The sequence below is a fragment of the Pseudodesulfovibrio aespoeensis Aspo-2 genome (assembly GCF_000176915.2).
GTDB lineage: Bacteria > Desulfobacterota > Desulfovibrionia > Desulfovibrionales > Desulfovibrionaceae > Pseudodesulfovibrio > Pseudodesulfovibrio aespoeensis.
This window is the reverse complement of record NC_014844.1, coordinates 540,882-557,428: the sequence shown is the minus strand read 5'-3', so window position 1 is coordinate 557,428 and position 16,547 is coordinate 540,882. Positions and strand designations below refer to the sequence as shown.

Annotated in this window: 17 protein-coding genes; 3 read left to right on the top strand and 14 right to left on the bottom strand. The window is 63.1% G+C overall.

Annotated elements, in window-relative coordinates; translation table 11 throughout:
• Positions 1–39: 39 nt before the first annotated feature.
• The 6 genes from DAES_RS02595 to DAES_RS02570 form a co-directional block, all read right to left on the bottom strand.
• Positions 40–819 (bottom strand): substrate-binding periplasmic protein, encoded by a 780-nt coding sequence (locus DAES_RS02595; protein ID WP_013513482.1) that lies wholly within the window; start codon positions 817–819, stop codon positions 40–42.
• 38 nt (positions 820–857) lie between these two features.
• On the bottom strand, positions 858–1,403 hold the full coding sequence (locus tag DAES_RS02590; RefSeq protein ID WP_013513481.1) for a hypothetical protein: 546 nt from the start codon (positions 1,401–1,403) through the stop codon (positions 858–860).
• A 92-nt stretch (positions 1,404–1,495) separates the two neighbouring features.
• On the bottom strand, positions 1,496–2,317 hold the full coding sequence (locus DAES_RS02585) for an Hpt domain-containing response regulator (protein WP_083808614.1): 822 nt from the start codon (positions 2,315–2,317) through the stop codon (positions 1,496–1,498).
• Positions 2,318–2,406: 89 nt separating this feature from the next.
• Positions 2,407–3,057: an IS1595 family transposase gene (locus DAES_RS02580; protein WP_013513076.1), complete on the bottom strand. Its 651-nt coding sequence runs from the start codon at positions 3,055–3,057 to the stop codon at positions 2,407–2,409.
• Positions 2,972–4,495: a sensor histidine kinase gene (locus DAES_RS02575; protein ID WP_013513479.1), complete on the bottom strand. Its 1,524-nt coding sequence runs from the start codon at positions 4,493–4,495 to the stop codon at positions 2,972–2,974. Before DAES_RS02575 ends, DAES_RS02580 begins: the two co-directional genes overlap by 86 nt.
• Before the next feature lie 108 nt (positions 4,496–4,603).
• Positions 4,604–4,984, bottom strand: coding sequence for a winged helix-turn-helix transcriptional regulator (locus DAES_RS02570; protein ID WP_013513478.1), 381 nt, complete (start codon positions 4,982–4,984; stop codon positions 4,604–4,606).
• A gap of 202 nt (positions 4,985–5,186) precedes the next feature.
• Between DAES_RS02570 and DAES_RS02565 the strand changes: the two genes are divergently transcribed.
• The 3 genes from DAES_RS02565 (at position 5,187) to DAES_RS17520 (ending at position 6,443) form a co-directional block, all read left to right on the top strand.
• A complete protein-coding gene (locus DAES_RS02565) occupies positions 5,187–5,696 on the top strand; it encodes a nitroreductase family protein (protein WP_013513477.1) in 510 nt (169 codons plus the stop codon).
• Between the two features lie 10 nt (positions 5,697–5,706).
• Positions 5,707–6,003 carry a flavodoxin family protein gene (locus DAES_RS02560; RefSeq protein ID WP_013513476.1) on the top strand — a complete coding sequence of 99 codons (297 nt, stop codon included), beginning with the start codon at positions 5,707–5,709 and terminating at the stop codon, positions 6,001–6,003.
• A gap of 116 nt (positions 6,004–6,119) precedes the next feature.
• A complete protein-coding gene (locus tag DAES_RS17520; protein ID WP_157864790.1) occupies positions 6,120–6,443 on the top strand; it encodes a hypothetical protein in 324 nt (107 codons plus the stop codon).
• On the opposite strand, the gene DAES_RS02555 is transcribed toward DAES_RS17520, so the two are convergent.
• From DAES_RS02555 to folD, 8 genes are all read right to left on the bottom strand, one after another.
• Positions 6,409–8,733: a DUF4852 domain-containing protein gene (locus DAES_RS02555; RefSeq protein ID WP_013513475.1), complete on the bottom strand. Its 2,325-nt coding sequence runs from the start codon at positions 8,731–8,733 to the stop codon at positions 6,409–6,411. The two genes, DAES_RS17520 and DAES_RS02555, sit on opposite strands and share 35 nt — an antisense overlap.
• A 2-nt stretch (positions 8,734–8,735) precedes the next feature.
• A complete protein-coding gene (locus DAES_RS02550) occupies positions 8,736–9,674 on the bottom strand; it encodes a glycine zipper domain-containing protein (RefSeq protein WP_013513474.1) in 939 nt (312 codons plus the stop codon).
• Between the two features lie 291 nt (positions 9,675–9,965).
• On the bottom strand, positions 9,966–12,251 hold the full coding sequence (locus tag DAES_RS02545; protein ID WP_013513473.1) for a PAS domain S-box protein: 2,286 nt from the start codon (positions 12,249–12,251) through the stop codon (positions 9,966–9,968).
• Positions 12,252–12,358: 107 nt separating this feature from the next.
• The gene (locus tag DAES_RS16835; protein ID WP_013513472.1) at positions 12,359–13,168 is read right to left on the bottom strand and encodes an AraC family transcriptional regulator; all 810 of its coding nucleotides are present in this window, start codon (positions 13,166–13,168) and stop codon (positions 12,359–12,361) included.
• A 19-nt stretch (positions 13,169–13,187) separates the two neighbouring features.
• Entirely contained in the window at positions 13,188–13,586 is a 399-nt protein-coding gene (locus tag DAES_RS02535) for a cupin domain-containing protein (RefSeq protein ID WP_013513471.1), read from the bottom strand.
• Positions 13,587–13,672: 86 nt separating this feature from the next.
• A complete protein-coding gene (locus DAES_RS02530; protein WP_013513470.1) occupies positions 13,673–14,440 on the bottom strand; it encodes an HD-GYP domain-containing protein in 768 nt (255 codons plus the stop codon).
• A 9-nt stretch (positions 14,441–14,449) separates the two neighbouring features.
• The gene (locus DAES_RS02525) at positions 14,450–15,313 is read right to left on the bottom strand and encodes an SDR family oxidoreductase (RefSeq protein WP_013513469.1); all 864 of its coding nucleotides are present in this window, start codon (positions 15,311–15,313) and stop codon (positions 14,450–14,452) included.
• A 178-nt stretch (positions 15,314–15,491) separates the two neighbouring features.
• The gene (gene folD / locus DAES_RS02520) at positions 15,492–16,349 is read right to left on the bottom strand and encodes a bifunctional methylenetetrahydrofolate dehydrogenase/methenyltetrahydrofolate cyclohydrolase FolD (RefSeq protein WP_013513468.1); all 858 of its coding nucleotides are present in this window, start codon (positions 16,347–16,349) and stop codon (positions 15,492–15,494) included.
• Positions 16,350–16,547: the final 198 nt, after the last annotated feature.

Below are 16,547 nucleotides of genomic sequence, written 5' to 3'. Positions count from 1 at the left end.
AAACAGACGGTTGTGATGGGGATGCCCTTTCACAGGCGACTACTCAGGCTGGGTGTCCGGGGGAAAATACCGGTTCATGATGGCTCCGTACACTCCGGCCTCCTTGAGTTCGTCCAGCGCCTTCTGCCAGCTTTCGACCACCTCGTCGGGCGTGGAGCCGGAAAAGCCGATGAACACCTCGGAGCGGTAGATGGCCGGGCCCGCCTTCTCGAACATGGCCGGGTCCAGGCCCTGTTGCCGGGCCATGAACCCGGACATCGCCTTCTCGCCCATGGGCACGAGGTCCACCCGGCCCTGGGCCAGCTTTCTGAAGTCGTGGAGCTGGCAGACGCTGATATCAAGGTTGGCAAAGCCGTGTTCGACCAGAAACTGGTGATAGAAGTCGTCGCGGGTCACGCCGATGGCACCGACGCGCCGGGCGTCGGCCAGACCCTGCACCTGCACAGCCGAGCCCTTGCGGCGGAAGAAATACAGGGTGTCGTCAAAGACCGGGCCGACAAATCGGAACAGCCCGTCGCGCTCCACCGAGCGGCTCATGGGGAAGAGGACGTGTCCGTCCTCTTCCTTGAGTTTCATGTACGCCCTGGCCCAGGGGTAGAAAACTATGTCGCTTTCGCCCAGGCCAAGCCTCTCGAGAATGCGCTGCACGAGCTCGACGCAGAACCCGCGCGCCTCCCCGTCCACCTGATAGCTGAAGGGGGGATACTGCTCCGTCATGACATGCACCCCGCCCGCCAGGGCGCGCGGACAGCACAGCAGCTGGCCCAGGAGCAGGGCGCAAAGCAGAAACGGGAGTGCTGGACAACGGGTTGCGGGCATGCCGGGATTCTGCCTGGGTCGCGTGGTGTTCGAAAAGTTCACCGGGTTTCGGCCAGATAGCCCATCTCGCGGGCGAAATCCTCGGTCCCTGACGCCGCGCCGTGCAGCAGATGGCCCAGCCGCATCATCAGCCCCGCCGGAAAGTCCTTGGTCCAGCGCTCGAAGTAGCCAGAAAAGCCGTACATCCACAACAGCTCCGAGGCCTGAGTGAACACCTGCCCGGCCAGGGTGGGCCAATCGGTGGCAAACGCGATCTTCCAGACCGGGTATTCGGCCCCGCCCACTTCGCGCTTGCCCTTGAACTCCACGCTCACGTCCAGGCGTCGGTCCGGGCCGGGGGTCAGCTCCCAGTAGTAGAGCCACCCCTCGCCCACCCACTCGAACTCCAGGTGGCGGTAGTCTGAGGCCATGTCCGGCGGCGCATCCAGGCCGTGGGCGTCGCACAGACAGCGAAAAAGGTCCTTGAGCGGCTCGGACAGGGCGCAGTGGGCGCTGAGGTCATAGTGCTGGCCGTCCAGGACGATGCGCGATTCGAGCCACCCTGATTTGGCTTCGGTCAGATAGAATGAGAAGGGATCAGGCATGGATACCTCGCGATTGTGTTTGTGCGCTGGCAAGATCGTACACAAAGGTGAACAATAGTTCAAAGGCCAATTCCACGGCTCCCTGGCTGCGGCTAGCCCAGGGCAGCCACCGCGGCTTCCAGCCGGGCCACCTCGGCGGTGAGCTCGGCCACCCGCTCGCGGCTGCGCTCCAAATCCTCGCGGCGGGCCGCATTCTCAAGCCGCAGGGCGGCGCGACGAGTCCGCTCGGCCCCGATGGAGGCAGCCACACTCTTGAGGGTATGGGCCTGGAGCGCGGTCTCGCGCAGGACTGCGGTCCGCACCCCACCCTTGGCCAGCCCCAGCTTATGGCCGATCTCGGCCATGGCGTTGGGCAGCAGGCGGCGAATCTCGGCCTGGGACACCCCCAGCAACGAGGCGGCCATGTCCAGGTCGAGAACCGGCTCGTCACCGACCCTCCCCGGCGCGGCACCCCCTGTCCCGCGGATCGGATCGACCGCCACCCCCTCTGCGTCCCCGGCAAGGCCGCTGCCCAGCAGCTCTCGCATGGCCGCCGCGAGATCGCCGTAACTCACGGGCTTGGTCACCACTCCGTGCATGCCCTCTGCCCCGCATTGCTGCCGCACCTCGCCCAGGGCATGGGCCGTGACCGCCAGCACCGGCACGTCAGGACGGAGCACGGGCCTGTCCGCACCCTGGCCGCAGCGGATGCGGCGCATGGTCTCATGCCCGTCCATGCCGGGCATCTCCAGGTCCATGAGCACCAGGTCGAATTCCTGCCCGGCCAGGAGCATGAGCGCCTCAGGACCGCTCCCGGCCACGGTGGTGGTCATGCCCATGCGGTCCAGGTGGAGCCGGGCCACCTTGACATTGGTGGGGTTGTCGTCCACCAGCAACACCCGCGACGGCCTGACTGGAGCTGGAGCGGCGTTCATGGACGCGGTCAGGACAGCGGCCCGGGTGGCGCGCTGCGGATCGCCCGGGGCGAACCGGGCCGTAAAAATGAAGGGGCTGTGCCAGATAACTAGCCCATATACCTTCTAACCCACTGTTTCAGCTGTTTAAACTGACTTCGCGGATTGCTGTTATTAAAACGCCACTCGCATTCCTTTAAAAACAGAGAAAAATGCTTGGTTGGAATGCCGTTGAATTTCCTCATATGGCGTTTGGCCTGGTTCCAAAAATTCTCGATTCCATTGATGTGGTTGTGGCTATCTGCAAACAGCTTCGAGTGGTTGATTCGGAAGTGTTTGAATGCTGACACATCGAGGACATTGTAGCCATACCAGCAGTCCGAGTAAACCACACTGTCTGGCTGGATTCTTTCCTGAATAATGGGAAGCAAGGTTTTACCTTTTGCATCAGGAATCACCTGTGTATATACCTTCCCACCCCTTTTAAGGATTCCAAAAACAGGAACCTTACCAGCCGCCCCACGTCCTCTTTTGCCCTTTCGCTTGCCACCGAAGTAGCTTTCATCGACCTCAAATTCGCCAAAATCCATCCCTTCACAGGACTCTTCTTCCGCTATGATTTCCCGGAGCCGGTGAAAGTAATAGGCGGCTGTTTTGACGTTCACACCAACCAGATCAGCAGCACAACGAGCTGTCGTGCCGGCAACAAAATGTTCGATTAAACGAAGCTGCTTGTCCTTGCTCAAACGACTTTTTCGCATTGCCATACTGATAACCCAGAGGAGTTATCTGGTACAGCCCCAAAATGAATTCGCTGCCCCTGCCCACCGTGGACCGGACCGTGATCTCGCCGCCCATGAGCCGCACGAGGTCGCGGCAGATGGCCAGCCCCAGCCCGGAGCCGCCATAGCGACGCGAGGTGGTGCCGTCCCCCTGCCGGAACGCCTCAAAGATGGCCTGACCAAACTCCGGGGGAATCCCCGGCCCGCTGTCGCTGACCGAAAAACGCACACCCACTGGCCGCTCGGGGTCTGGCGGGCTCTCACCGCCCTGTCCGCCGTCCCAGGGGCCGACCGTGACCCGCACCGCCCCCTGCTCCGTGAACTTGACCCCGTTGCCGAGCAGGTTGATCAGCACCTGACGCAGTCTGCCCGGATCGCCCCGGAGAAAGCGCGGGGCGCCTTCCATCATCTCGAAATCAAGGGCAACTCCCTTTTGCCCGGCCTCAAGCCCGACCGTCTTCATGGCCGAATGCACGACCGCGGGCAGATCGAAATCCTCGGACACAAGCCTGAGCCTGCCCGCCTCGATGCGCGAGAAGTCGAGGATGTCGTTGAGCACGTCGAGCAGGTGCAGGGCGGACTCGCGCGCGGTCTCCACATAGTCGCGCTGGCGCGCGTCGAGCGGGGTGTGCAGGACCGCCTCGGTCATGCCGAGCACCGCGTTCATGGGTGTGCGGATCTCGTGACTGACGGCGGCCAGGAAGTCACTCTTGGCCTGGCTGGCCGCCTCTGCCGCCTTGCGTGCCACCTCCAGCTCGACGTTGCGCGTCTCGATCAGGTGCTTGTTGAGAAAGTCGCGCAGGGTGCTCGCATAGGTGACGTGGGCCACGATAAAGGAGATACACGAGATGATAGCGGCGTTGATGATGTGATACTTGACCGTGGCCGCGCCGGGGGCGAACCAGTACAGCGAGCCGATCACCGCCGCCATGCCCAGGGTCTGGTGCAGAACCGCCTGCCGCGTGGTCATGGCGATGAAGGCGGGCGGGCCGAGCATGAAGATGTAAACCGGCCCGATACTCCCCTTGAGCGGGAACATGTAGGCCACGATGACAGCGGTGTAGATCAGGAAAAAGGCGATGTACGCCTGCCAGACCCAGCCGTGCCTGGACCGCAGATCATCCTCGCTACGGAGGGGGCCGAACAGCCACAGGAAGGCCACACAGGTCGCCATGGCCACCGCACGCATGCCCACGATGCCCGCCCACATGGCATCGGCGCGGGGCGTGGCCGCCTGTCTGATGGTGAAGTAATCGGCCACCAGATAGCCCACCAGGGACCAGAACAGCAGCCAGGTGACGGCCTTGAGCCTGCTCGAGTTGGAAAAGGCCACCGTCCGGCGGAACTCCTGGCGCAGCTCGGGCGCGACCGAAGGCTGGCGGAGGATGCGGAACAGACCGTCGTGGAAATGGGGCATGGCTCACCTCGTGGCTTCACCTGGGGCAGACACCCCAGTACCCCAAATCGCCGCGGAAAGTAAGAGGCCCCGATTGTCTCAGACTCGGGCTGGAACTCGGGCCGGAAATCAGGCCGAGCGGGCCACCCCGGACTCGCGCGAAACGGCCCACTCCTCGTAGCGCGCGCCCCAGCGGCACAGGGACTCAATGACCGGCATGACGCTGAGCCCAAGCTCGGTCAGCGAGTAGTCCACCCTCGGCGGCACCTGGGCATGGACCTCGCGGCGGACCACGCCGTCCGCCTCCAGCTCCCGCAATTGCTGGGTGAGCATCTTCTGGGTGATGTTGGGGATGGACCGTTTGATCTCGCTGAAGCGCAGGGTGCCCCCGTCGCCCAGCCGGTACATGATGATCGGCTTCCACTTGCCGCCGATGACCTGGAGGGTCAGCTCCACGTTGCAATAATAGGTCTTGTTGCCGCAATGCCTCAGAGTGCAGTTCCCGCTCATCTCGTCTCCTGTCGCCGCGCCCGCCGACGCTCCCGCTCCTCCTCCGCGATCCGGGAGAAAGGCCCGCCGGGCGCATCGCCATTAGTATCTTTTTGGTAACTATGGCACTTTGAAGTGCGTACTTGATCTTTTTTCAGCAGTAGCAGAAAAGATACCAAGGGTAAACAACGCCCTGCGGGGCGCAAGCACAACGGAGGCTGGAATGGAACTGACCCAAGCCCTGCGCACCCGGCGCAGCATACGCAAATTCGAGGACAAACCCGTGCCCGAGGCCATGATCCGCGAGATTCTCCGGGCGGCCATGTCGGCCCCCAGCGCGGGCAACGCACAGCCCTGGCAATTCGTGGTCATGACCGACCCGGAGAAACTCGCGGCGGCAGCCGCCATTCATCCCCACGTCAAGATGGCGGCGCAGGCCCCGGTGGGCATCCTGGTCTGCGGCGACCTCTCGCTGGAAAAGTATCCCGGCTACTGGGTGCAGGACTGCTCGGCGGCCATGCAAAACCTGCTCCTGGCCGCCCACGGGCTTGGCCTTGGCGCGGTCTGGACCGGGGTGTATCCGATAGAGGACCGGGTCAGGGGATTCGCCGGGCTGGCCCGGCTGCCCGGCCATGTGGTGCCGCTCGGGTTCGTGCCCCTGGGCTGGCCCGCCCAACCTGGCGGAGAGGCCGACCGGTTCCGCGAGGACAGGATTCACTCCAACACATTCTAAGGAGTTCGCCATGAAGGTAATCGCCATCAACGGCAGCGCGCGCAAGGGAGGCAACACCGCCCTGATGATCCGCCGCGTGTTCCAGGAGCTTGAGACCGAGGGTATCGAAACAGAAATGATCGAGCTGTCGGGCAAGGCCATGCACGGCTGCATCGCCTGCTACAAGTGCGCCAAGAACAAGGACCGCCGCTGCGCGGTCACCAAGGATTTCGTCAATGACTGTATCGCGGCCATGGACGCGGCGGACGGCATCATCCTCGGCTCACCCACCTACTTTGCCAACGTCTCCGCCGTTATATCGGGTTAATAAAGTGTGCACCTAAACCCTGAAAACGCCCTCGAAGGGGCATTCATTTTGGGGTTGAAAGGATAGAGTTATAGTGTATAATGTGTGTTATTGTAAAAAACAAGAGGACAACTAATTTGGATTTAGCAGTCAGAAGAAAAGCCATCGTCATTGAAGACGACTCTGGAGTCAGGAGCGAAATTTTAGTTCTTATGACTTCCAGGGGCGTTTTGACTCCTCTCTTGAACTATGTGCTTCACAAGCAGCAGGAAGGAAGAAGCTATTCGTGGATGGATAGGACCGTCCGCGCCGTTGGCAGCATGGACAGCAAGCAGGAAAAAACCCAGCAGGAATGGGAAAAGGCGCGCCAAGCGCTTCATGACCATACCGATCCGCGCGGCCTTGTCGCAACCACCTTGGAACACATCAAAAAACCGTCTGCGTCGTTATGTTGGCCTTGACCGGGTAGAGCTCGCCGTCCGTGAGGATCAGCACGGTAAGGACTCCGGTTTCGCTGCTGTACACCTGAGCTTCGAGCGCCGAAACCGGACGACGAAGTTCTTTTCCGACAGGCATTCCCGACCTGTCATCCGTGATCCTCCTGCCCCAGTTGTAAACGTCCAACCCTCTTTCGCTCAATGTCAGATCAGGTTCACCGAACTTGGCAACCAGGCCTTCAAGAATGGCCTCTTTCTCCTGAGGCGCAGCCGTCTGCTTCAGCACAGCCTGGCGCAGGGAGTACACCGGAGAACCAAAGCCCATCAGCGACTTGCCGGTTTGGACGAAAAAACCCTTGAAATCCCGATGGCCTGGGACAACAGCTTCTCCCCCATACAATAACGCGAGAATATCTCTCTGCGTTGACGGGGTCGTATCAGGTGAAGCGAGAATCTTGACATGCTCATCAAACTTCAGGGGCAGTTTGAGCGTCTCGGCCACAAGGCTTTCAACCTTGTCGCTCTCCATGCCCCCCGTGACGCCAATCAACGACAGCGTCCGGGCAGTACGATCATCTTTTTTCTGGGTGAACGGCTGTTTTTTCGATGAGGCTTCGACCTCCCAGGTCTGTCCATTGCCCTGATCCATCATCTTTATGTGGTAACGACATTTGACGGCGTGGACATAGAGGAGCCTGCCATCCTTCCACGGGTCCTGCGCATATCCCACAGGTTCTGCCACATAGCTCAGCTGTATTGTGGGGGCCAGGGGAAACCTTGCGGCGCCCAGTCCCTCCTTCACGCCAGGCAAGACATCGGCGGGAATGACGACCGTTGCAAAATCCCTGCTATTTTGCACAACGACCGTAATCCTTCCCTCGTCGGATCGGAAACCAATATCGGCTCCAGCGCTTGCCCCGCCCTGGTTGAGAACCGCCACTGCGTCTTGGGTGGTGGAGAGCACCTTGAAGACATTTTCCTTGAACTGCGGAGTCACCTGGAGAAGGAGCGGGCGTCTCACATCGACGCCATTGACTGTGGTCGCACCGGACGTTTTCGGGTCGGACAGCTTTTTGAAATGGGCAAGGACAATTTCTGAGGTGGCAAGAATCGGCTCGGTTCCTGTCATAATGCGTTCGGTCTGGGCCTGTTTCTCGCGCTCCTGCCGGAGACGCTCCGCTTCCTGCCGCAGCCGTTGTTCTCTTTCTATCTCTTCATTTTCCTTCTGCCATGCGGCCACACGGGGTTCAAGCCAACTGCTTGGATATTCAAAAAATGCTTCACCTGTTTTAGGCATGGAGACCGTCACGGCGCAAGGAACCGTCGTGACGGTCGGCGGCGTACGGTCCTTCCGTAAATACTGCCCCCACTGCACGACCCTGAGTGTTGCCCTGATCGTGACCTGCCTGTCTCCACGCATGGACTTCAGGAGGGATTCCGCGGCGTCAGGGGCCATGGCGAGATGCTGAATCACCTCACCGCCTTTGATAGACACCTGGATGCTCTCGGGAAAAGTGGTATTCTTGGGACACCACAAAGACCAACCGGCACCGACCTTCTTGCTCGTGCCCGTAGGCATTGGCGCAAAAGGAAAGGCGCTCTTGTCAAAATCATACTCGCCAAGCCGAGCCGGAAAAGTCAGTTCAACCAGCTCAGGTTTTGCACTCCGCAAAAAGGCCTCGGCCTCGGCTCTGGCATCGTGCTTCAATTTCGCCAGGGCGAACTCGTCCCTTTCAGCTCTCTGGACCGCCTCGCAATCTTTGGTTTTTACATAGTCGATTATTGCCTGTTCATCGGCCAGAACGTCCTGCGCGGGTGGCATGACTCCCGCGACAAGGTTGATGTAATCCGCCTTGACGGCCTTGGCGGCCTTGGTGTCCTGCGTCCTGGCGGGCTCGGAATGCCCGGCCTGTTCGCTGGATGCCATTTCAACCGGCATAGCCGACGGATCAGCTTTGACGGGTCGCCACTCATCCTGAATGGAGGCCATATAATTGGCAACCAATCCCTCTCCCGACCTGTTGAACACGCGCAGGCGCGTTTTACTCACCGCTTCACAATCACGGGCGATGACCGCGCTCGCGGTTTGCAAGAAATCTTCGAGCCCCTCAACCAACAAGGGACTCTCGGCATCAAGAAGGATCTTGGCCTCGACAGTCTCCTTGCACCAATTGCCTTGCCCCTGGCTGACGAACACTTCCGCCCCCAGCTTCCTTGAGTAAGCGACCTTGTGCCAGGAAGCGGCATGGGAAAACCCTGCTGGTACAAGAGCGCAAACGACAGCCAGCAGCAAGGCCCTACAACAAATCTGCATAGTTAAAGGATCTCCCAGGCTCCGTCCGTCCCCTTGCTTGCCACGACCGTAGTCTCTTCCACTCCGCGCGGCGTGACAACTTTCATTTTCATGGTTCTGGCCGGAGCTTCCACATCCACCCTCTCTGCAACCAAGTCTTCAGTCTCGGGGGTATCGGGATAGCTAGCCACCATCTCGTCAAGGTCAATGGCTGGCCGAACGGCCTTTGTCGCCGCCATGTCGCCCGACAACGCATCCAGATCGAGGGCGGGGCGCATCACGGCTACAGTGCTTGTAGCCTTCCTTCCGGCCTCATGGGCAGCCAGAGTGCCTTCCTTTCCGACAAGAGAGGCATGGATATACCCGATGGCCTGACGATCCTGATTTACCAGAATCCAGTTGGCATTCTTCACTTGCCCGACAGCGAGAACGACACTCCCCTTCTTGAGTACCCGGGCCACATCGAACTCCATCGAAGGCCCAAAGCGCACGTTAGAGTCCGTCAGGATTTCATATGGTTCACCGATCAAAGAAAGGGTTCCAGGCTTCTGGACTTCCTTGTGCCTGACGATCGGGATACTCCTTTGGACGGTCTCGGTTTTGACAACAGTGAGTTCCGCTTCCGCCTTGGTGTCAGGGTTATCCCATTTGGCGGTGTCTCCATCATTCAGATTCGAGAGAGCCTTGGCCGACTCCTTTTCAAGGGCCAGCTTGTCCTGTTCGTCAAGGTACCCGCCAATCTGATTGCCGATAAAGCCGCCGACCACCGCGCCCAAACCAATGGCAACGACCTTGCCCACGCCTTTGCCGAAAAACATTCCGGCTGCCGCGCCCAAGACAGCCCCGGCAGCGGTACCTGTGTCCTTCTTGGTGGCCTGGCAACCCGGCAGCAACAGGCACAGAATCAACAGGGAAGTGAGTGCAAGAGAGGGAAAGCGGGTTTTCTGAAGGCCAAACATCATGAATCCTCCGAGGTGCGGTATGCGCGAGCGCAAGGTATGTTCTGTGCCAGATCGAACAAGCAAGCCACAGGGACAGCACATTGAAATATGCGGTGGACGAACACAGGAGAAGGCAACTTCGACCCGACAATCTCACGGATATCCGGAGTCTTCCGTCTTCATCAAGCAATGGACTTGTCTCCAAGTTCAGGTATTAAAAAAGCAAAGGAGTGTCAACATCATGCATATGCATCCAACGCATTCATGATCAGTAATTGGAACCATTTCGGGCTCGACGCTTCGGCACAGGGATCAGCGCAGCGGCAGGGTCACGACCACGCAGGTTTCGCCGGGGGTGGAGGTGTCCAGGGTGATGTCGCCGCCGTGGGTCCGGGCCACGAGGCGGGCCGAGTAGGTGCCCAGGCCCGAGCCGGGGGAGGACTCGGCGCGCACGTATTTCTGGAAGAACGTCTCGCGGATGGAGACAGGCACCTCGCCCTGGTTGCGGATGGCGATGGCCAGGGAGTCGGTGCGGGTCAGGGTGATTGTGACCGAGCCCCCTTCGGGCGAGGCCTGGAGGGCGTTGAGCAGGAGGTTCGAGAGCATGGAGCGGAACAGCTCCGCTTCGGCCAGCAGCACGACGCCATCCTCGGGCAGGCCGCCCGTGATCTCGATGCCCATGCTGATCCCCTTTTCCCTGAAGATGGACCGGGCCTCGGCCTTGAAGCGCTCCAGCACCTCAAGCACGTCCACCTCGCGGCGGTCCAGGGCATAGGTGCCGCGCTCCATCTTGAAGAGGTCCAGGGAGCGGTTGATGAGCGCCAGCATAGCCTCGCCCGCGTCCTCTATGGTCCTGAGCATCCCGGTCTGCGCTCCGGTCAGGCCGCCCAGGCGCGATATCTCGCCGGGCAGACCGATGACCGCGCCAAGGGGCGTCTTGAGGTCGTGCCGGGCCATGCGCTCCACATCGTCGCGCAGGGCCTCGGCCAGCTTGCGGTCCGTGATGTCGCGACCCACGCCGATCACGCCCACGATGTCGTCGGACTCGCTGAGGAGCAGCCCCAGCCGGGTCTCGAGCCAGAGGGTGCCACCGTCGGCGCAGAGGAATTCGAGGTCCTGGGTCACGGCCAGGGGCTGCTCCTTGGTCCGGGCCATGGCCTTGAGCATGGTCACCCCCTCGTCCAGCCTGTTGCGCGACACGCCGGTCAGGTACTCGCGAATCGGGCGGCCCATGATCTCGGCCCGGGTATAGCCGCGCAGCTCGGTGTCCGACCGGCTGACAAAGGTGATGCGCAGGTCCGCGTCAGTGCCCCAGATGATGTCCATGATGTTGTCGGCCAGCAGCCGGTACTGTCGCTCGCTCTGGCGCAACGCCTCCTCGGTCTGCCTGCGGTCGGTGATGTCCGTGCCCACGCACAGGAGCTCGACCATGGCCCCGTCCCGGCCGGACACGGGCGAGTAGGTCCAGGAGACCCAGACCAGCTCCCCGTTGCGGCGCACCGAGGTGGTCTCGGCCAGCACCGGCTCCGCCGGGTTTGCCAGGAGCCTGTTGAGCTGCCGCTTCATGGGCTCGCCGCCCGGCCCACGCTCCGGGATCAGCGTCCCCACCAGCGGCCTGCCCAGCAGTTCGCCCGGCCCGTAACCGTAGAAGGCCTCGGCGTGTTCGTTGCAAAAGGTGATCTGCCCGTTGATATCCACGCGCAGGATGATGCTGCGTGCGTTCTGCACCAGATAGCGGTATTTCTCGCGCTCCCGGAGCCTGCCGAAGATCAGCGCCATGACCGCCAGCAGCGACCCGGTGGTCAGGGCGATGAGCGCGACGCCCCCATAGAGCAGCGGAACGCGGTTGGGCGAGGGGTGCCAGCCGCCAGAGGGCAGCGCCCCGGCCTGCCACAGTCCCTGGGGGACCGGGGTGTTCATGATCACCGGGTCCATGTCGAACACCGACGGCTGGCCGAAAATCATGCGGTCGTTCCCGCCGGGCGAGAGCTCCCTGAAGGCGATGTCGAGCTGCGAGACGCCGGGCAGCCCGGCCTCGCGGAACAGGGTCCGGACATCGATGAGCACCAGGACCATGCCCCAGTGGCCGCCATCCGCGCCAAGCGCAACCGGGGCCAGAGCCACGATGGCCTCGCCTCCTTCGGGCACGGCCATGGGCGGCAGGACCAGGGTGTGGCCGGTCCTTGCGGCCAGCAGGGCCGCCTTGCGCACCTCCGGGGGATACTCCGCGGTCAGCTTCCTGCCAAGGACCGCCTCCCCCCCGCTCTCGGGGTAGACATGCGAAACCGCGTTGTCCCTGGCCAGTTCGATGAACCGGATGCCGCCCACATCTGCCAGCAGCCCGCCGACCAGGGCGGCGAAGGTGGCCTGATCCAGGTCCGGGTTGAGGGCGATGAAGGCCTTGAGGGTCCTGACCAGGTGCAGCCGGGTGTTCAGGGCGTTCTCGAACCCGCTCTGCACAGCCGACAGCCGGTGAAATACCTCCAGGCGCGCCTGCTGGGCATGGCGCTGCCCGTCGGCATAGATCGTGGCGGCCAGGGCCGCGGCCATGACCAGACCAACCACAAGGGGCATCAGATAGGCGATTCTTCTTGGCATGCTCGATTTCCGGCGGCCATGACGGCATGACCTACCGTCCAAGCACATAGCATACCCAAATGAAATGTAAATGATAATGCGCCTCCAAATGGAGGGCGCTCGGCGGGTCAGGAACGGGACACGCCCCTGGCGTACTGGCCCGGAGTCATGCCCACGACCTTTCTGAAGCACCGGGTCATGTGGCTCTGGTCGAAGAATCCGGCCTGGGCCGCGGCCTCAGCCAGCCCCACTCCCGCCCCGATGGCCGCCTTGACCGCCTGGACGCGCAGCAGGGTCTGGTATTCGTGCGGGGGCATGCCGATGTGATGCGAAAACAACCGGTTCAAACGGCACGGGCTCATGCCCGCCAGCCGGGCCAGATGGTCCAGCCGGACCTCCTCACCGGCATGCGCCGTGAGATGGAGGACAGCCGCTTCCACAGGAGCGGGCCTGGAGCCGCTGCCCGCTTCCGGATCGGGCCTGCCCCGGCCTCTCTCCTCAAGCCGGGCCAGCAAGGCCTGGAGCGCACCGTCCCGCTCCAGGCTGGCAACACTGCCCCCGGCCAGCCCGGCCAGCCCGGTCACGCACCCGAACAGGTCCGGGTCGTCCAGACAGGGCTCCACCCGGCCAAGACAGGCCGCGTCGAATCCGAGCCGGTCCAGCTGGTCGGCGGACACGCTGATGACCACGGCCTCGCTCGCGCCCGCGTCCGGGCAGGCGTGGACCAGTCCAGGGGCAAGCACCAGCACCTGACCAGCTGCAACACGGATATCTCCGCCCGCCAGGACCAGAACGCGCTCGCCGGACAGGACCGCGCCCACGCACAGGGAGCGGTGGCTGTGCCGGGCCGCAGTGGGCACAGACCCGGCGCTGCGAACAAGGTGGACCCCGTCCAGACCGGGATATGCGGTGAAATGAAATTGATCGGGCGCGGTCATGGACCTCCAGTGCCCCCGGTCAGAGCAGGGCCGGGACGAACTTGGCCAGGAGCCGCAGGCCGTCCAGCCCGGCGCGCACGCTGTGGGGCACGTTTTGGGGCAGCACGGCGGCCACGCCCGGCGCGTAGTCGATGGGCCGCCCGCCAAGCAGGCACCGGCCCGAACCGGCGGCCACCTCGTGCAGCTCCCAGCTCGCCTCGTGGAGATGGTCGCCAATTTCCGCGCCCGGCTCCAGCCGCACCAGATGCGCGCTGAATCGGCCCCCGGTCTGCGCGCCGGTCACCAGATGCTTGAGGGCCACACCCGCAAAAATCGGATGGGCGTGCCAGGGCTGCTCGCCGGATAGGGTCTCGGCCACCGCATTGTCCGCAAGGCGGGCCACGATGCCGCAATCAAGATCGGAAAAGAGATCGTTCATGGGTTCCTCCCGTGTTTTTCGGGAAGATGCCCCAGGCCGGACAAAGCGGTCTTGCACGATCTTGTCCCTCTCCCGCCACACCCGGCCTACCCGACCATGCCGTTGTCCTCGATCTCGACGATGAAAACGTCCACCACGGCGGGGTCCAGGGCGTTCCCGGCCAGGGAGCCGAGGATGGCCAGGGCCTCCTGCGGCGTCTTGCCCCGCTGGTAGGGGCGATCGGTGGTCATGGCGTCAAAACAGTCGGCCACGGCCAGCACCCGCGCGCCCAGGGGGATTTCGTCGGCCATGAGCCCGCGCGGGTAGCCCCGCCCGTCGAGCCGCTCGTGATGGGCGTAGACATACTCCAGGGACGGCCCGAGAAAGTCGAGATTCTTCAGGATGTCGTAGCTCCACTGCGGATGGCTGCGGATCTCAAGGAGCATGTCCTCGCTCATCTGCGTGTCTTCGTTGGAGAAGATCAGGTCGCTGAAGCCGATCTTGCCGATGTCGTGCAGCACGCCCGCGATGCGGATGCGCTCCACCTCGTCGTTGTCAAGGCCAAGCCGTCGGGCCAGCCGCTCGACATAGACGCTGACCCGCTCACCATGGCCCTCGGTATAGGCGTCGCGCGCACCCAGGGCGTTGACCACCGCAGTGACCGTGTTCAGGGAGTTGCGCCTGATGGTCTCGGTGAGCTGTTCCAGGTGAAACTCCCTGGCCTCGATCCCGACCATCATCAGGCCCACTGCCTCGGCCAGCTCCCGGATTTCCGCGGGATAACCCGGCCTGGTCAGTTCCATGATCTCGTCGGAATACCGGCCTGCCGCGATCTCCCGGATCAGCCCGATCAGACGGTCCTGCCCCTTGCGCACGGCCCGCCCCTAGGCCCAACTGGCCGCGCTGGCGGCGGCAAAGTCGGCAAAGCTCCGGGCCGGGCTGCCGGTCAGGTGTTCGACCGCCCCGGTCACGTTGCCCGCCATGCCGAGCTTGACCACGCGCGTCAGGCTGACCAGCATGTTGGTGTTCCATTCGGGCACGCCCGCCCGGGCCAGGGCGTCCATGTATTCGGCCTCTTCAACCGGGCGATAGGCCACCGGGCGGCCCGTGGTCCGGGTCAGGATGTCGGCCACCTCGGCCAGGGAGAGCCCCTGGGGGCCGGTCAGGGCATAGACGCGGGACTCGTGCCCGGCGTTGTCGAGCAGGAGCCTGGCGGCGCAGTCCGCGATGTCGCGGGCGTCGATGTAGCTGACCCTGGCCTCGGCCTCGGGCAGGGCCAGCACGCCGGAGCGGACCATGGGAGCCAGCTTGGTGGCAAAGTTCTGCATCACGGTGTTGGGCCGCAGGGTGGTGAAGGGGATGCCCGAATCCTCCACGAACTGATCGACCATGCCGTGCTCCCGGCCCAGCCGCCAGTGGGCATCGGACGACGAGCCGTAGCCGCTGGAGCGCACGATGTAGCCGATGCCTGCGGCCTTGGCCGCCTGCACGGCCAAATGGCCAAAGCGTGTCATCTTCTCGGCCAGGGGCAGCACGAGAAAGAGCCGGTCGCACCCCTGCATGGCGCTGGCCATGGACTCCTGGTCCGCAAAATCAAAGGGACGCGCCGTGACGCCAGACTGCCCGAGTCCCTCGGCCTGCTCCGGGGTGTGGACTCCGGCCACCACGTCCGCGCCCGCGTCCCGCAGGGCGGTCAAAACTGCGGACCCAATGGTGCCGGCTGCCCCGGCCACGAAAATGCTGCTCATTGCCTGCCTCCCGCCCTTGGCCTCGCGGCCTGGGCCATGATTGTTTCAAGTCCGGGCCACGCTACACGAAACCGGGCGGGTAAGGCAAATGCCGAGCCCGGAAAATCGGCGTTTTCCGGCCACGCAAAAAGGGCGGCCCGGAGACCCGGACCGCCCCGCCTTGCTTCAATACAAACGGTTACGCGCCCACGTGGAGCTTGAACGCCTCCAGGGTGTTGACCATCAGTTGGGCGATGGTCATGGGGCCGACGCCGCCCGGCACCGGGGTCATGGCGTGGACCTTGTCCTTGAGGCCCTCGAAATCGCAGTCCCCGGCCAGACCCTCGTCAGTGCGGTTGATGCCCACGTCCACCACCACCGCGCCCTCCTTGACCATGTCTGCGGTCACGAAGTTGGGCACGCCGATGGCCGCGAACACGAAATCCGCCTCCCGACACTCGGCCTTGAGGTCTGCGGTGCGCGAGTGGCACAGGGTCACGGTGGCGTTGGCGCAGGGACCGGCCTGGGAGAGCATCATGGCCAGGGGCTTGCCCACGATGTTGGAGCGGCCTATGACCACGGCCTTCTTGCAGGCCGGGTCCAGGTTGTACCGCTTGAGCAGGGTGATCACGCCCGCCGGGGTGCATGGCTTGAATCCGGGCAGGCCGAGGCTCATCCTGCCCACGTTGACCGGATGAAAGCCGTCCACGTCCTTGTTGGGATCGATCAGGTCGAGGATACGCTGGCTGTCCAGCCCCTTGGGCAGGGGCAGCTGGACCAGGATGCCGTCCACGTTCACGTCGCGGTTGAGCTGCTGGATCAGCCCCTCCAGTTCAAGCTGGGTGGCGCTCTCCAGCCGGTAGGGCATGGAGACGATGCCGCAGTCCTCGCAGGCGCGCTCCTTGTTGCGCACATAGACCTGGCTGGCCGGGTCCTCGCCCACAAGCACCACGGCCAAGCCGGGACTGCGCCCGAATCTGGCCGAGAGTTCGGTCACTTCCACTTTGATTTCGGCCCGGATAGTGGCCGCTGTTGCCTTGCCGTCGAGTAGAATCATGGTGTTGCCTCCGGCGGCTCAGGGAATCTTTTGGACAAGACCCCGTGAGAATCTCCGGGACCGACTGCGAAAAGGACGCTGCGCAGAAGCGAAAGCAGTGATGCAGGGGCGGCGTCTCGTGTCCCGGAGCGTTGATGGATCGCGGATCGTTCACACAGGCGCGGGCTGGCCGCGCTCCAAGTCTCGTAGAGAAATCGG